Consider the following 15,603-nt stretch of genomic DNA (forward strand, 5'->3'; position numbering starts at 1 on the left):
TTTTCCTTTCCGACAGGTTCATTTTTACTCCTGACAGCCCACTGCCGTGCTACGGCTAAGTGCCGAGAATCAGGGCGCGAGCCTGCTCTATAGCGGCATCGGTGATGGTAGAGCCGGAGAGAAGCTGGGCGATTTCTTGGAGCTTTTCGTCCGGAGAGAGGGGGATGATGCTGGACTTGGTCTTGCCGTCGATGTCCTGTTTTATGACCTTGTAATTGTCGCTCCCCTTTGATGCAACCTGCGCGAGGTGGGTGATGACGATGAGCTGTAAGTCGGCGGACATTTCTTTCATCAGCAGCCCGATTTCCTCCGCCACTTTTCCAGAAACACCGGTATCTATCTCGTCTAAGATAAGAGTGGGGAGCTCTGCATTTTCTGCCATTATTTTCTTGATGGCGAGCATTACTCGAGAGCGCTCACCGCCAGAAATCGCCGACTGTATAGGCTTGAGGGGAAAGCCTGTATTGGCCTGAAACATTATAGCGATGCCGTCTAAACCGAATGCGGAGAAGTCCTCATTTGGGGTGAGCTGAACCTCAATTTTTGCTTTTTCGAGACCGAGCCTTCGGAGGAGGGTTTCTATTTTTTCTGAAAATTCGGGTGCCGACAGGTTTCGGTTTTTGGAGAGTTTCTCGGCGAGGATTCTCAACTGGGTTTCTTTATCGGTAATCTCCTGCTTTAGATAGGCTATTCGCTCTTCTATATCTGAAAAGCTGGTTTGCTCGGTTGCCAACTGGTCTCGGATTTCTATTAATTCGGAGACGCTTCCTACCTTGTGTTTCAGCAGGAGGGTGTTGGTTTTATTGACTTTGTCTTTGAGCTCTTCGAGGCGCTCGGGGTTCATCTCCAAGTCTTCTGCTTTGGATTGTAGCTCAAAAACGATATCCTTAAACTCTACGAATAGGCTCTCTAACCTATCGTTTAGCTCAGTGAACTGGTGGGAGAGGTCGGCAACTTTGGAGAGTTTAGACCTCATCTCGGTAAATGAGTCTAAAAGCCCGATACTTTCTTGGTCGGTCAGCCTAAAAATATGAGCGAGATTCTCGGAAATATGCTCTACATTCTCTTGGGAGTATAGCTCTTGCTGTACGGCATCGAGGTCTAAGTCATCGAGCTGTGCTTCTTCTAACTCGTTTAGCAGATACTGCTTATAGTCGGAGTCTTTATTCCCCTCGTTCAACTGGTTTTCAAGCTCAGCAAGCTGCTTTTTCAATGCTCGGAATGAATGATAATCCTTTTGATAAGTTGTAATTAATTCTTTATTCTCGCTGAGCCCATCGAGGATTTTAAACTGATAATCTTCACTAAAAAGGCGAGAGGTTTCAAACTGGGAATGGATGTCTATAAGCTGTGCAGAGAGCTCCCGAAGGACATCGAGGGTAGTGGGCACATCATTTACAAAAGCGCGGGACTTACCGCTGGGGAGAATCTCGCGACGGATGATAGTGATGGGCTCATAGTCCAAATCATTCTCCTCAAAGAAGGTTTTCAGGTTTTCGGATACATCAAATTCTGCTTCTATAATGCTTTTGCTCTCGGTATTCTGGATAGATTTTGCATCTGCACGCTCGCCCATTATCAGGCGAAGGGCTCCGAGAATGATGGACTTACCAGCGCCCGTCTCCCCTGTGATGACTTGCAGCCCTTTTTTGAGGTCTATATCCAGCGTATCGATAAGCGCATAGTTTTGTATGAAGATTCTCTTTAGCATAGTAAAAAAGCTCTAAGCATTAAGGCTTAAAGCTCCACAAAAATATCGGTTAAATGTTGATTTTACAAATTTCTCAATCGTTTTTACTTCCATTTGCTCCACTTCTGAGATTTCGCAGGCTCGAAGTTCTGCATCATTGTTTTAAGCTCGTTAATATTGATATTGGTATTGGTTCCGATAGCGAATATTTCGTAAATCTCATCTGCTTTTGCCTGCATAAATATCGCAAAAGGATAGTTCATTCCGAAGTTATTATCATAAGCCTTAAGCCTTAGGAGGGTATCAAACAGGCTTTTCTTTGCTTGGTTCTTATTGTCTCTCCAAAGGTTGTCTAAGCCCAAGCGATGATAGTTGTACCAGACACTTCTCAGGGTGTTATTCTCCTGCTTTAAGAGGTTATCGATAAGCTGAGCACGGGTTTTTAGTCCTTCGGTTACAGACCAGCCACCGAACCTTTGGTTTTGGGAGTTCTGGGAGATTTTCATCGCCTTTTCAAACCATTGCTGCCCGCCATTCATCTTGAAACTATCGCCATCATAGCCGAGAATTACATAGACATAGAAGCTGATGACATCGATGAGGTTCTTACCAGAAAACTGTCTCTCGTTGAAGATGAGGTTTTCATTTTCGGTGTATTCAAAGGGGAAATCTTTGTCATTAATATTGAGAAGGGGTGTATTATAGGTAGAATTATAGACTGGGCGAGAGGCTTGAACCACGAGAGATGCCTTGAAATTATTCCCCTCTTTTGAGTTGATGATAATCGCAAAATTGCACTTAACTTTCTCAAAATTTTGGAGGCGCTTCCCCGTCCAGCTTGTATTATTAATGAAGTCTCTAAGGCTTTTTTCAAGCGTTTTATAGAGCTGCACATTACTCCCCTGCACTTGCTGATGGTTGATGCTGACCTCTGCCAAGAGCTCCTGTGCATTCATCAAAGGGAAGCTCACAAATAATACAAATAGAAAGATGATTTTTTTCATTAGGATAAATTTTCTTGCTTTTTATAGATTCTCAAACGCTGCTTTTGATAGTTTATTGGATTTTGAGCTGTATAAAATCCAAAATATCCCTCGCTACCTCTTGTTTTGTTTTAAGGTCAAAGGATTTCTTCTCATTAGGCGTTAGGATTTGGATTTTATTGGTATCCCCTTTAAAGCCTGCTCCCTTATCTTTTAAAGAATTGAGAACGATCATATCCAAATTCTTCTTTTGGAGCTTGGCTTTAGCGTGCTCCTCCTCGTTATGGGTTTCAAGGGCAAAGCCTACGAGGAACTGTTGCTCTTTCTTCTCCCCCATTGTTTTGAGAATATCGGGGGTTTTTATCAATTCTATACTAAGGCGGTCATCATTTTTCTTAATCTTCTCTGGTGAGACCTCCTTAGGCGTATAATCTGCCACTGCAGCACTGGCTATGGCGATATCTACCTTATCATAATACTTAAAAACCTCATCATACATCTCCTTTGCGGAAGTGATTTTTATGAGTTGAATGCTTGGGTAGCTTACTTTCTCTGCACTTACCCCAGAGATGAGGATAACCTCGGCTCCTCTCCTCGCCGCTTCTTCGGCTAAGGCATAGCCCATCTTACCAGAGGAATGATTCCCAATGAAGCGCACAGGGTCTATTGCCTCATAAGTAGGACCTGCCGTGATGAGAATTTTCTTATTTAAAAACGCCTGCTCCCCATTCTGATGAATGAAAAACTCCTCTACAGCGCTTACAAGGGTTTCTGGCTCTGCCATTCTGCCCATACCCACCAAGCCACTTGCCAGCTCGCCATACTGAGCGGGGATTATCCTATGCCCAAAGCCCTCTGCCTTTTCTATATTCGCCTTTGTGGAAGGGTGAGCATACATATCCAAATCCATCGCTGGAGCGATAAACACAGGGCAATGTGCCGACATATACACCGCCAAAGCCAGATTATCACACGTACCAGAAACCATCTTCGCCAGCGTATTTGCGGTACACGGTGCTATGAGCAAAGCATCTGCCCACTTGGCGAGTTCTATATGGTTATTCCAGCTTCCATCAGCATTATAAAAATCCGAGACCACCTCGTTTTTAGAAAGCGTAGAGAGCGTGAGTTTTGTAACAAAAGCCTCCGCCGATGGCGTAAGCACTACCTTAACCTCTGCCCCTTTTCTAATAAAATCCCTCACCGCAAAAGGTATCTTATACGCCGCAATACCTCCCGTAACTATCATCAGTATTTTCTTTCCTCTTAGCATAGTTTTATTTTTCCGTGACAAATATAGAGTTTTTGGCAGTAGGCACTAATATAGCTATTAGCTTCTGGCTTTTAGCCAATAGCACTCGTAGCACGGGAGGTTCGTTCTACCTAACTAAGGTGTCGTCATATGACAGAGGTATTGCCTACTGCTTATTGCCTATTGCCTGCTACCTAAAAAGGATTTTCTCTAATATTTTAAGAGTGATGAGGTAGGTAGGTTTTACGCCTGTGAGCCCAAGACCACCAGAGGAGAGGGTACTGCCCGTTTCCAATGGGTTGTCAGACGCATAATAAGCATAGCAAACGAAGAGGTCTTCGGAGATGTGTTTCCTGATTTTTGATGCCACTTGAATCGCTTTCTGATAGTGAGCGCCCTCCATCTCAAGACCAATGGCCCGCCAAGAGGTATTCATAAAATAAGAAAGGATATCCTTATTCTGAAGAGAGGTTCCGAGTACGGTAATCATCGTCCCTTCAAAAGACTCAAGGTCCTTATCTTCAAAATCTGAGAGCTTCAGGCTGTTTTCAAATGGATAATTATCTGCTGTACCTTCAAAAATATGAGCAGTAGGAATCATTATATCTCCTTTTTTGCCCTCCAAAATGCCCGCCTTACCCATTATGGAGATAGATTTTATATTCATCATATGCTCCTCACCAGCCAGTTCATACGGGCGAAGGAGCTCATCCATCACCTCAAATGCCTGCTCTCCGAAAGCATAATCAAAGACGAGGACTACATCATCTCCATTAAACTGGAAATGTGCAAAGGGAGTATTCTTTAAATCTACCTTGCTGAGGTCTATAATCTGAACATCGATATTGCTACCGCTATCGTCTTTTATATAGATAAGCCCTTGTTTTAAGGCATAATCTAAAATCTTATCCTGAAGAGGTTTCTGGTTACTGATTTCCTCATAAAGACTATAATCTACCTCTGTACCTGCTTTTTTGCCCAAGGCGGTATTGGCAAAGAGCATATTCTTCACCGAGTGCATATTGGCAGAAATAATGTGTAGAGGTCGGTTATTTAAACCGTGCTGAACGAGGACATTCTTCACCTTTTGCGCCCACTTCTCACCAAAGAAATGATGCCCCACTCGCTCACGAAGAATCGCACTGAAATGAATCTCCCTCTTGCGGATATCCAAGTGGTCTTCCAAGCTCGCCTTACCTAAATGATAAATAATCTTGAAGAGGCGGTCGGGGTTGTCATCACTTCCAAAATTATTGTAGGCATTCAGGGTTTCATCAAAAGTTCTCCCCAAAAGAGATGAGAGATGAATAAGGGCTACTTCCTTCTCCTTACGGCTGAATTTCTTCTCACCCAAGGCTACAGATTCTATAATCTGCCAAGTTCTGGACGGGCGATAGTTCTCATCTGCAATATAACCCAGCTCTCGGATTTTATCTGCCTCTATATAAAGGAAGGTAAGGTGGGTAAGTATATCATATATCTCCGAACGGCCGAGCAAGACCTCTATATTCATCTGATATTTGTCTATACGGTAGCAATTTCTTCTGCGCTTTTTAGGAACGATAATCTCAAAGCTCCCTTTTTCAAAGCCCTCATCTGAAGTAAGATGCACAAAAGGTGTTTCTTCTATGTTTTCCGGCAACCTGTCGAGCACATAGAGCAGCCCATTGAGCTCTACCTTATTCGGCACTCCCATAGAGCCATAAATCTCGGGAGCTATGGTCATCAGTAACTTTCTTAATGACTCACCGGAAACCCCTGCCGGTTTAAAAAAACCTCTATAAAACAAATGTCTCATAGAGACATATAATCTTTCTATCGCTTCTGTAGTTTCTCTTGCTCTTGACTTTTCCATAATTCTGAAATTTAATGTTAATGTAAAAAGTGGGCTAAATTATTTATTTTATCACAAACACACAAATTACAGAGCATAATCTTATTATATAGACAGATATAAGTATGTAAGAAAGCTTATAAACCAGCAGTCTTTATAGTGCAATTCCTCTTAATATTGCCATATTAATAAAATTTAAGGTTTTTAATAATAATTTAATAAAGGCTTGATTTTGAACAAAGATTAATTATCCCACTAATAATAAGAGATTTATACCCAAAACAACAAAACATCCATAATAACACATTCACAAACAAAACATATAAAAAAAACAAAAATTAGACAACGAAACAAAAAAAATATTATATTTTTTAAAAAAAGTTTGGATATATTAACTATAAATTTATAAGTTTGCCAACTTAAAATAAAAAAGATAGTTAATATGAGTGTAAAATTAAAAGTGCTAAGTGCTGGAGCCCTCTTCTTCTTGGGGATACAGACAATAGACGCACAGAAAAAGAAGACAGACTCTCTTGTTGAAAAAAAGATTGAAGACCTTGTCATTGTAGGTTTTGGTCAAAAAAGAGCTGTAAAAGAACTTACGGGTTCTGTAGGGAAAATTGGAGGACAAGATGTTGCCAACACCTCTTCAGCATCGATAGACAAAGCTCTATCTGGTAAAGTTGCAGGTGTACAAGGAGGTATGAATACCGGACAACCCGGTGGTGCTGCTAACTTAAGAATTAGAGGTATTGCTTCTATTAATGGTAGAAATAACCCTATATATATTATAGATGGAGTAAGAGTAGCACAAGGAGACCTTACTAGAAACACAACAACAGCTAATATATTAGCAAACTTTAACGAAGCAGATATAGAAAGCGTAACTGTATTAAAAGATGCTGTCTCTACTGCTGTATATGGTGCTGATGCTGGTACAGGGGTAATAATCATTACAACTAAATCCGGTAAAAAAGGTAATGCAAGATTTTCATTCAGTAATGAAACTGGTGTAGCTTTTAAAGCTGTAAAAGGGGAAGAGCCACTAAGTACTTCTGAATGGTTAGACTTGCTCATCGCAGGATATGCCAATACTGTAAATGCAAGAAAAGAAGATGTACTTGCTGCATTACAAAATGGGACAATACCTCCTACAAATAGATTAGGATCTGTTTATGCAAAAAGACATATAAATACAAACTGGCAAAAGGAAACAGAAAAAACAGGAGGTGCATATTTCCAAAAGTTTAATTTTTCTGTTTCTGGCGGTAGCGATAGATTAACTTACCTATCCTCATTAGGATATTTTAATCAAAATGGGGTTGTAAAAGGTACTAGCTTTAACCGTATAACTAATACTAACAAAATATCTTATAAAGCTACAGATAAATTAAATTTATCTACTGACCTGCAATTTTCTTATGGTAAAATCAATACTGTGAGTGATGGGGCTACATTCTCCAACCCTCTCTTAGGCTGGTATTATCTGCAACCAACAGATCCTGTAAGAAATGCAGATGGTTCTTACTATTTTGGAAAGGGTGGAAAGTTATCCAATAACTTATTTAATGTCGCTGCTTTACAAGAATTAGAATATCAAACTGCTAAAACAGCAAGGGTTTTTGCTAATTTCCAGGCAGACTATAAATTGGCTAAGAACTTAGCATATAAATTTGTTTTTGCTCCTGAATTCATTAATATAGAAGAGGATAACTATCGTTCTCCCCTACACGGTAACGGATACAATTATGGAGGAAGCGTTCTTGCATATTCATCTAGATATTTTAATTTCAATGTACAGAACATTTTATCCTATAACTTTAAATTAGGGGAAAGCAATAATTTCTCAGCTAGTTTAATCCAAGAAGCCTATAAATCAGATGTCCGTAAAGTAGGTGGTAGTGCTAATGTTGTAGGTTCTCCTTATTTGGAAACGATGAATAACTTTGTGGTACCTCGCGAAGCATACGGAATAAAAAGTATATCTTCAAGAGGAGGATATGCTGCAACCCTGCACTATGACTATGATAAGTTATTTTTATTAGATGTTTCTGGAAGACAAGATAAACTATCTAACTTCTGGCCAGGTAAAAAAACAGGATATTTCTGGTCAGCAGGTGCAGGTTTAGACCTTGCAAGATTAGAAGCTCTTAAGTCAAGTAATACTATCTCTCAGCTAAAACTTTCTGCTTCCTATGGTAAAGTAGGTAACTTGGCAGATGTTAGCCCTTACTCATTGTATCAATATACTTTTAATTACAATGACCAGGCAGGAGCTAGAGTAACAGGAGTAGATAACCAAGATTTGAAATGGGAAACACTCTCTCCTTTCAATGTAGGTCTTGATTTAGGATTATTTAATAATCGCTTAAGCATTGGCGCTGCTTATTTCCATAAGCTAACAAAAGACTTAATCTTTGAACTTCCATTATCTCCTTCACAAGGTGCTACATCTCAATACCAAAATATTGGAGAGATGAAAAATACCGGTTTTGAATTTACCATAGATGCTAAAATCATCAAAAATGCTGGTGATGGGTTTAACTGGAACTTAGGAGGTAATGTAAGTACATTAAACAATGCAATTACCAAGCTATATGGTGGGCAGGATATTGTTATTAATGACTTAAGAATACACAGGGAAGGTGAAGTTGCAAGCTCTTTCTATATGAGAAAATGGGCTGGTGTAGACCCAACTAATGGTAACCCTCTGTGGTATAAAAACGGTGTTGATGGAGAAACTACATCAAACTATAATGAAGCTCAAAAAGCAGTACAAGGCTCTGCAATTGCAACATTATTCGGTGGTGTGGATACTAAACTATCTTATAAAGGATTCTCCCTTGATGCTCAGTTAAGTTTTGGATTTGGTAATAAAGTATATGACCAGTTTGCAAGACTTAGCCAAAGTGATGGTGCTATGACTCTTACATATCCAGGATACAGATCTCAATTAGATTACTGGTCTCCAGAAAATCCTAATGCAAGCAATCCTAAACCTATTTTAGGAAGAGGAAATAAAAATGCAAACAGCCACTCTTCAAGATACTTGTACAAAGGTGATTAATCTAAGATTAAGAACTGTAAAACTTGCATATAACATTAAGTCTGATGCTTTAAAACAAACAGGAATCAACGGTATGCAGATTTATATCTTAGGAGATAATATCTTTACCTATAACTTTGATAAAAACTATAAGTTTGACCCAGATTTACAAATCAATGGATATGTTAACTTACAAATTCCACCAATGAAAACTTACAGTTTAGGTGTAAATATTAATTTTTAATTTAAAAAACGAATTATAATGAAAAAGACAATATATTCAATATTGGTATTAGCTACATTGGGAAGCGTTTTTAACTCTTGTAGCGAGGATTTTACTGAAACAAGATTCTTTCAGTCTGAACAAGCAAAACCAATTACATCAGTAGAGCAGCTACAATCATTTATGAATGGGACTTATGTAGCTATGAGAAGTTCTTACTATTTAGGTTCTTTTTATAGAGCTTATGGAGAAGTTCGTTCAGATGAAATGTACCATAGAGGGAACCGACCTTCTCTACAAAATTTCACTTATTTTGAGAGTACATATTCTTCATCAACTGAAGCAGAAAATACTTGGGAGGCGGCATATAGTGTAATAGCAAATGCTAACATTATTATAAATTCTTCTAATAATCTTACTTGGGGAGAATCTTCTAACCCAAATGTAGTTTCTGCTCAAATTAAAAACATTAAAGGGCAGGCTTATGCTACAAGAGCTTGGGCTACCTTTGATTTACTTCGTCTTTATGGTCAGAAGTATTCAGGAGGTACATTAGGCGTTGTTCTACCAACTACTTTTAATCCCAAAGGAAAGCAGGCAAGAGCAACTATTGCAGAAACAGAAGCACGAATTGAAGCAGATTTCCAGGCGGCATTAAATAATATTGGTTCTGAAACTGATAACGCAGATAAAACCTATATATCTCCATTAGCTATAAAAGCATTAATGACCAGATACTATCTGTATAAAGAAAATTATGCAAAGGTTGCTGAATTGGTAAAAGATATTTATGATTCTGATATATATAAAGTAATCCCTTCTAGTGATTTAGTATCTTCTTTTTCTAAGCCAAATACTGAAAATAGTATTTTTGAATTGGCTGTAGGAAAAAATGGTGCACTTAGTGTAAATTCTTATGATTATTTATTAAATGGTGAGGGTGGATATCAGCAAATCGCAGTATTATCTGGAGCAATAAACCTCTACGCGGCTGGAGATATAAGGCTATCTTTAATAAAGGAAGCAAGAACCGCATCGGGTCAGAAAATCGGAGACTTCCTGAGTAACAAATTTTCAAGTAGAGATGGCTCTAATAATATCAAACTTATAAGATATGAAGAAGTCCTGCTTAGTGGTGCAGAAGCATCTATTAAAACTGGCGATTTAGCTACTGCTCTTAAGTATTATAATAAGATTCGTGAAAATAGAAATCTTGCTACTGCCAGCTCTGTAACATTAGATGATATCAAGCAAGAAAGATCGAGAGAGCTTATAGGTGAAGGATTCAGATACTGGGATTTATTAAGATGGGGAGCTACACTTCGGGTTTATGATGATTCTGGAGCTGTAACCAACAACAGCTATAACATCGGAAACCAGCTCATAGCAATGCCAATCCCTCAATCTGAAACGAATGTATCAGGTTCATTGGTACAGCCAAACCCAGGATATGATAATTCAAATTAATTAAATTTGATCATTATTAATATTAAAGTTGCCAATAAATTGGCAACTTTTTTCTTTTAGCCTACAAAAAATATCTATTATTGCAAAAACTTTATCCCCCCCCTAAAAAAATGAAAATCCTACAGCTCGATAAAAACCACCCTCTCATCGCGGAGCAGCTTCAGAGGAATGGGTTCCAGATTACGGAAGACCATACCTCAACCTACACGCAGGTTTTAGAAAAAATAAACGATTATGACGGCATTATCATCCGGAGCAGGATACCCTTAGATGGCGAATTTCTCCGAAAGGCTCATCACTTAAAATTCATTGCGAGGGTAGGTGCCGGTATGGAGAATATAGACACTCGCGAAGCGGAAAAACAAAACATTCTGCTCATCAATTCACCCGAAGGAAACCGAGATGCTGTAGCAGAGCACGCATTAGGGATGCTCCTCAGCCTAATGAACCGCCTCTTCATTTCATCAGAAGAAGTGAAAAAAGGCATATGGCGAAGGGAAGAAAATAGAGGCGATGAAATAAAAGGAAAAACCGTAGGGCTCATAGGCTATGGAAATATGGGGAAAGCCACTGCCAAAAGGTTTTCGGGCTTTGGTTGCCGAGTGGTTTTTTATGATATCCTACCTGATTTATCCGATGAATATGCTGCCCAAGTTTCCCTCGAGACGCTAAAAGCAGAAGCCGATATCATCAGCCTGCACCTGCCCATCACCCCAGAAACACACCATATAATAGACGAAAAATTCATCGCCGAAATGAATAAAAACTTCTACATTATCAACACGGCAAGGGGCAAGAATATCAAAACAAAAGCATTGGTAGAAGCCCTAAAATCAGGAAAAATAAAAGGCGCCGCATTGGATGTAACCGAGTTTGAAAAACCCTCGTTCGAGAGCTTGGAGAACCTCAACGAGGACTTCAAATACCTCCTCACCTCAGAAAAAGTCATCCTCACGCCGCACATTGCGGGGTGGACGGTGCAGAGCAAGGAAAAACTCGCACAAGTCATCGTAGATAAAATCCTAAACGCCTTCGCTTAGCCTATGAACCTCCTGAAAACCACCCTCGCCTCCCTCCTCATTTTGTTCCTCATTTCCTGCAAGGACGAAGTGAAAAAAATCCCACCCAAAGCCAAAAACACCCTCCCTAACTTTAGCAGTGTAAATTTCAAAAAAATATTCAAACCCGCAGATTCTAAGCTCTCCCGAGAAGATTCTATCCGAAACATTTTGGGAGATTATTACCTCCAAGTTTGGGAAGGGAGTAACCTCTGGGGAGGAATCATCATCGCAAAAGGAGAGAACATCCTCTTAGAAAAGTATCGAGGATTTACCGATGAGAAAAAACAAAACCCCATCAACGAAAACACCCCACTCCACATCGCGTCTGTGAGCAAACCGATTACCGCTATGGCAATCCTAAAATTGGTAGAATCAGGAAAAATCAGCCTCAACCAAAGCCTCACAAGCATTCTCCCAGCCTTCCCCTACCCTAAAATCACCCTCAAAAATCTACTCAACCACAGGAGTGGGCTCCCCAAATACGAACTTCTAGAACAGGAACTTAAGCCCCTACCCTCCGAATTTTCAAAGGAATTTATCAGCAATCAAGATATTTTGAGCCTCATTTCCAAGCACAAACCTGCACTCAAGAGGGAGCCCAACACCGGCTTTGAGTATTGTAATACCAACTATGCCCTCCTCGCCCTCGTCATAGAAAAAGTTGCAGGCAAGCCCTACCCAATCGCCGTACGGGAAATGATATTCCAACCGCTCGGGATGGAGCACACCTTCGTTCTCACCGAAAAAGAACTCCCCACTGCCAGTCCATCTTTTTTTAGCAATGGGAAGATGCACCCCTACAACAAGCTCGATTTGATCTACGGAGATAAGAATATCTACACCACACCTCAGGATTTGCTGCGATTTTCTCAGGCAATGTTTTCCTCAAATTTCCTTCCTAAAAACCTGATAAAAAAGGTGTTTAAACCTTATAGCAATGAGAAAAAAGGAATGAAAAACTATGGGCTGGGGATACGAATGAAAATTTTTGATAATGGAAAAGCGCTGACTTATCATAACGGCTGGTGGCACGGCTCTAATTCGGTTTTTGTGCACCTCCCCGAGTCCAAAACCACAATTATAGCGCTGGGCAACAAATACTCTCGCCGCATCTATTCGGCTACCGCGCTCTCAGGGCTATTTGAAGATTTTCCTTTTGATATTGAAAGCCTTACGAAAGAGCCCACCTCTGGCGAATAGCGAATAAAAAAAAACCGATAATCAATTTATCGGTTTCTAATTTTCATTTCGCTCGCCCTACCGGGAAGTCGTCTCCTCTCGCTGTTTTTTCTGCAAGCTCGCAAGCCTGTCCAGCTGCTCCTGCGTCATATCTCGGCGGTTGAGTTTTTTCTCTCTCGCCTCCAGATCTTCTCTCTTTTTTTGGAGCTCCATTTGTTCTGCCACCGCCGAAGAATCGCCTTTTTCTACCCTGCGAATCAGCTCATTATTTTTTTCTATCAGCACCTCGTACTCATCTAAAATAGCGTCATACGCATTTCCAACATCGGTAGAGGCCGTTGTTTGTTCCTCTCCAGAAGACTGCTCCACTGCGTTTTCAGATTGGAGTTGAGAATTATTCTTATCACCGCAAGCACTGACAATCAATGCAAAAACTAAGGCGATACCCAAATAAATGTTTCTAATATTCATCTTATTTTTTTATTTTTTGCGAGAGCAAATGTAAATAAAAATCTCATTAAACCTAAAAACTCCATAGCTGTCAAGCAATTTTTATGGCAACTCCTATACTTTCAAACTACTAATCAACCCATTAACTTCATAAGCAAAACCAAAATTTTGGAAATATAGCTTTAAGCAGCACAAAAAAATCACCCGCGACTTTGGGTGATTGCTATTGTTAAACATCTACTTTATTTACTTTGACATTGTACAATCTGAACAATTACCTGCATTGCAAAAGACAACTACATACACTCTATCTTTTGTACATCCAGTCCCCTGACTGCAAGTACAGTGAATCTTACTAATATCATCTACCATTTCTAAGCCTGCTTCTATAGCAAGTTCTTTTGGAGTTGGAAGAAAAACTGTATTACCAAAGAGACTTGCTCTTATATATACATGGTCTGATGGAATGGTATCAGAATTACTTTTTATAAAATCCGGTATTTCTTCATCATAATGGGTTCTATATACTGCGGAATAAAGTTCCATTAATGCTTCGTGTACTTCTTTACATTTAAAAAAGTCCTCTGTAATTCCATACTGTATAGTAGGCTCTTTCTCTCTTTCAATTTGTCCAAATCCACCTCTTTTTGCATAGGCTCCAAATTTATCTTCCCTTTCATCCATTACTCCTACAATTTGAACTTCTTTTTGCTCGCCTTTAGCTGATAAAGATTCTATAAGCCCTGCATGTACCTCACAAAGACTACAAGCGCCTAACTCTGCTGTACAAAAATATCTTCCATCATAGGTTCCAGGTGAACATCCAGCCCCTTTTAAACATTTACAACGAATACCAAGTGTAGAAACTCGAGAAACATTGCCCTCTTCATCTTTTATAACATAGTATACATCTTCTGGGAGTGTAATTTTCACAAAGTCTTTTGAACCTAGAGTTGTTGCTTTACTACCTTCAGGAAAAGGAATTCCCTTTGCCCCTGTTGCTTTAATTTCAGCAATTACATTCTTACTCGTTATCTCCTGTACATTTATTTCATCTTCCATTGAACAGGAGCTTAACACTAATCCTATGGATACTAATATAAAAAATTTTAAAGCTTTCATTTTGAAAAATATTTAAAAAATTACGCTACTCTTTTGATTTTCGCTTACTCAGCTACTCTTTTGTTTAAAGTTGATTTTCGCTTTCACATCCTCAACCTTGAAGGGGAGCCAGCCCGAATTTGGCGATTTCCTGTTTTATTAAAAATTCATTTTTCTGAAGTCTTTTTAATTTTTTGTTAATCATCTTTGCCTTAATTCGTTACTAAATTAAAAAATTATTTTAAATAAATACAAAAAACCGCTCAAATTGATTGAACGGTTTTAATATCTTATGGATTGAGGGAGATTAGCCCCTTTTCTTGAAGAATGAATCTACGAATTCCTCACCATTAAAGAGCTGTAAGTCCTCCATCTTCTCACCCACACCGATATACTTGACAGGGATCTGAAACTGATCCGAAATCCCGATAACTACTCCTCCTTTTGCGGTACCATCGAGCTTGGTGATGGCAAGAGCACTGACTTCGGTGGCAGCTGTAAATTGCTTGGCTTGCTCAAAAGCATTCTGCCCAGTAGAGCCATCCAAGACGAGGAGAACCTCATTGGGGGCATCGGGGATGAGTTTTTGCATTACTCGTTTTATTTTGGAGAGCTCGTTCATTAGATTGACCTTGTTGTGAAGCCTCCCTGCAGTGTCTATGAGTACGACATCTGCGTCTTGTGCTATGGCGGATTGCAGGGTATCAAAGGCGACAGATGCGGGGTCTGATCCCATCCCCTGTTTTACGATAGGCACGCCCACTCGCTCGCTCCATATTACCAATTGATCTACCGCTGCTGCTCGGAAAGTATCCGCGGCACCTAATACGACTTTCTTTCCCTGAGATTTAAACTGATGGGCGAGCTTGCCAATGGTAGTGGTCTTGCCGACACCATTCACGCCAACGACCATTATGACAAATGGCTTCTTGTTTTCGTCTATATTTCCCGTGTTGGAATGAGGATTTTCTAACAGTAATGCCGATATTTCTTCTCTGAGGATGGCATCCAGCTCAGCAGTATTTACATACTTGTCTCTGGCTACGCGGTCTTCTATTTTTTCTATAATCTTAATGGTGGTAGCAGCACCTACATCAGATGCGATAAGGATTTCTTCGAGGTTATCCAGCACCTCATCATCTACCTTTGACTTACCGATGACGGCTTTTGTCATCTTCTCAAAGAAACCCTGTCTGGATTTTTCCAAGCCTTTATCTAATGTATCCTTTTCTTCTTTTTTAAATATTTTCTTGAACCAACTCATTTTTTAGAATTATGAATTAAAATGTATGCAAATATATGAAATTAACTAAGTTT

At 39.7% G+C, this 15,603-nt stretch carries 12 protein-coding genes; 5 read left to right on the forward strand and 7 right to left on the reverse strand.

Annotation, left to right across the window (positions count from 1 at the left end):
- Positions 1 to 55 precede the first annotated feature (55 nt).
- From recN to DBX24_RS02975, 4 genes are all read right to left on the reverse strand, one after another.
- A complete protein-coding gene (recN, locus tag DBX24_RS02960) occupies positions 56 to 1,711 on the reverse strand; it encodes a DNA repair protein RecN (RefSeq protein WP_160223943.1) in 1,656 nt (551 codons plus the stop codon).
- An 83-nt stretch (positions 1,712 to 1,794) separates the two neighbouring features.
- Entirely contained in the window at positions 1,795 to 2,694 is a 900-nt protein-coding gene (gene porD / locus DBX24_RS02965; protein WP_120488457.1) for a type IX secretion system protein PorD, read from the reverse strand.
- Positions 2,695 to 2,746: 52 nt separating this feature from the next.
- Positions 2,747 to 3,946, reverse strand: a complete 1,200-nt coding sequence (coaBC, locus tag DBX24_RS02970; RefSeq protein ID WP_160224688.1) for a bifunctional phosphopantothenoylcysteine decarboxylase/phosphopantothenate--cysteine ligase CoaBC — start codon at positions 3,944 to 3,946, stop codon at positions 2,747 to 2,749.
- A gap of 169 nt (positions 3,947 to 4,115) precedes the next feature.
- The gene (locus DBX24_RS02975; RefSeq protein WP_160223944.1) at positions 4,116 to 5,780 is read right to left on the reverse strand and encodes a DUF6909 family protein; all 1,665 of its coding nucleotides are present in this window, start codon (positions 5,778 to 5,780) and stop codon (positions 4,116 to 4,118) included.
- 421 nt (positions 5,781 to 6,201) lie between these two features.
- Between DBX24_RS02975 and DBX24_RS02980 the strand changes: the two genes are divergently transcribed.
- The 5 genes from DBX24_RS02980 (at position 6,202) to DBX24_RS02995 (ending at position 12,756) form a co-directional block, all read left to right on the forward strand.
- Complete coding sequence (locus tag DBX24_RS02980) at positions 6,202 to 8,826, forward strand: SusC/RagA family TonB-linked outer membrane protein (RefSeq protein WP_260392835.1); 2,625 nt, start codon at positions 6,202 to 6,204, stop codon at positions 8,824 to 8,826.
- On the forward strand, positions 8,783 to 9,049 hold the full coding sequence (locus DBX24_RS09380; protein WP_260392836.1) for a hypothetical protein: 267 nt from the start codon (positions 8,783 to 8,785) through the stop codon (positions 9,047 to 9,049). Before DBX24_RS02980 ends, DBX24_RS09380 begins: the two co-directional genes overlap by 44 nt.
- Positions 9,050 to 9,067: 18 nt before the next feature.
- A complete protein-coding gene (locus tag DBX24_RS02985; RefSeq protein WP_160223945.1) occupies positions 9,068 to 10,495 on the forward strand; it encodes a RagB/SusD family nutrient uptake outer membrane protein in 1,428 nt (475 codons plus the stop codon).
- Between the two features lie 110 nt (positions 10,496 to 10,605).
- Positions 10,606 to 11,535 carry a 2-hydroxyacid dehydrogenase gene (locus tag DBX24_RS02990; RefSeq protein ID WP_160223946.1) on the forward strand — a complete coding sequence of 310 codons (930 nt, stop codon included), beginning with the start codon at positions 10,606 to 10,608 and terminating at the stop codon, positions 11,533 to 11,535.
- A gap of 3 nt (positions 11,536 to 11,538) precedes the next feature.
- Entirely contained in the window at positions 11,539 to 12,756 is a 1,218-nt protein-coding gene (locus tag DBX24_RS02995) for a serine hydrolase domain-containing protein (RefSeq protein WP_160223947.1), read from the forward strand.
- A gap of 57 nt (positions 12,757 to 12,813) precedes the next feature.
- On the opposite strand, the gene DBX24_RS03000 is transcribed toward DBX24_RS02995, so the two are convergent.
- The 3 genes from DBX24_RS03000 to ftsY form a co-directional block, all read right to left on the reverse strand.
- Positions 12,814 to 13,206: a hypothetical protein gene (locus DBX24_RS03000; protein WP_160223948.1), complete on the reverse strand. Its 393-nt coding sequence runs from the start codon at positions 13,204 to 13,206 to the stop codon at positions 12,814 to 12,816.
- Between the two features lie 225 nt (positions 13,207 to 13,431).
- Positions 13,432 to 14,307: a hypothetical protein gene (locus DBX24_RS03005; protein ID WP_160223949.1), complete on the reverse strand. Its 876-nt coding sequence runs from the start codon at positions 14,305 to 14,307 to the stop codon at positions 13,432 to 13,434.
- A 286-nt stretch (positions 14,308 to 14,593) separates the two neighbouring features.
- On the reverse strand, positions 14,594 to 15,550 hold the full coding sequence (ftsY, locus tag DBX24_RS03010; RefSeq protein WP_120488448.1) for a signal recognition particle-docking protein FtsY: 957 nt from the start codon (positions 15,548 to 15,550) through the stop codon (positions 14,594 to 14,596).
- Between the last annotated feature and the right edge of the window lie 53 nt (positions 15,551 to 15,603).

The sequence above is a fragment of the Bergeyella cardium genome (assembly GCF_009914665.1).
In the GTDB taxonomy this organism is placed as follows: domain Bacteria; phylum Bacteroidota; class Bacteroidia; order Flavobacteriales; family Weeksellaceae; genus Bergeyella_A; species Bergeyella_A cardium.

Excerpts from the sequence above, each read along its gene's own strand:
- recN (WP_160223943.1), bottom strand. The coding sequence starts at position 1,711 with ATGCTAAAGAGAATCTTCATACAAAACTATGCGCTTATCGATACGCTG.
- porD (WP_120488457.1), bottom strand. The coding sequence starts at position 2,694 with ATGAAAAAAATCATCTTTCTATTTGTATTATTTGTGAGCTTCCCTTTG.
- coaBC (WP_160224688.1), bottom strand. The coding sequence starts at position 3,946 with ATGCTAAGAGGAAAGAAAATACTGATGATAGTTACGGGAGGTATTGCG.
- DBX24_RS02975 (WP_160223944.1), bottom strand. The coding sequence starts at position 5,780 with ATGGAAAAGTCAAGAGCAAGAGAAACTACAGAAGCGATAGAAAGATTA.
- DBX24_RS02980 (WP_260392835.1), top strand. The coding sequence starts at position 6,202 with ATGAGTGTAAAATTAAAAGTGCTAAGTGCTGGAGCCCTCTTCTTCTTG.
- DBX24_RS09380 (WP_260392836.1), top strand. The coding sequence starts at position 8,783 with ATGCAAACAGCCACTCTTCAAGATACTTGTACAAAGGTGATTAATCTA.
- DBX24_RS02985 (WP_160223945.1), top strand. The coding sequence starts at position 9,068 with ATGAAAAAGACAATATATTCAATATTGGTATTAGCTACATTGGGAAGC.
- DBX24_RS02990 (WP_160223946.1), top strand. The coding sequence starts at position 10,606 with ATGAAAATCCTACAGCTCGATAAAAACCACCCTCTCATCGCGGAGCAG.
- DBX24_RS02995 (WP_160223947.1), top strand. The coding sequence starts at position 11,539 with ATGAACCTCCTGAAAACCACCCTCGCCTCCCTCCTCATTTTGTTCCTC.
- DBX24_RS03000 (WP_160223948.1), bottom strand. The coding sequence starts at position 13,206 with ATGAATATTAGAAACATTTATTTGGGTATCGCCTTAGTTTTTGCATTG.
- DBX24_RS03005 (WP_160223949.1), bottom strand. The coding sequence starts at position 14,307 with ATGAAAGCTTTAAAATTTTTTATATTAGTATCCATAGGATTAGTGTTA.
- ftsY (WP_120488448.1), bottom strand. The coding sequence starts at position 15,550 with ATGAGTTGGTTCAAGAAAATATTTAAAAAAGAAGAAAAGGATACATTA.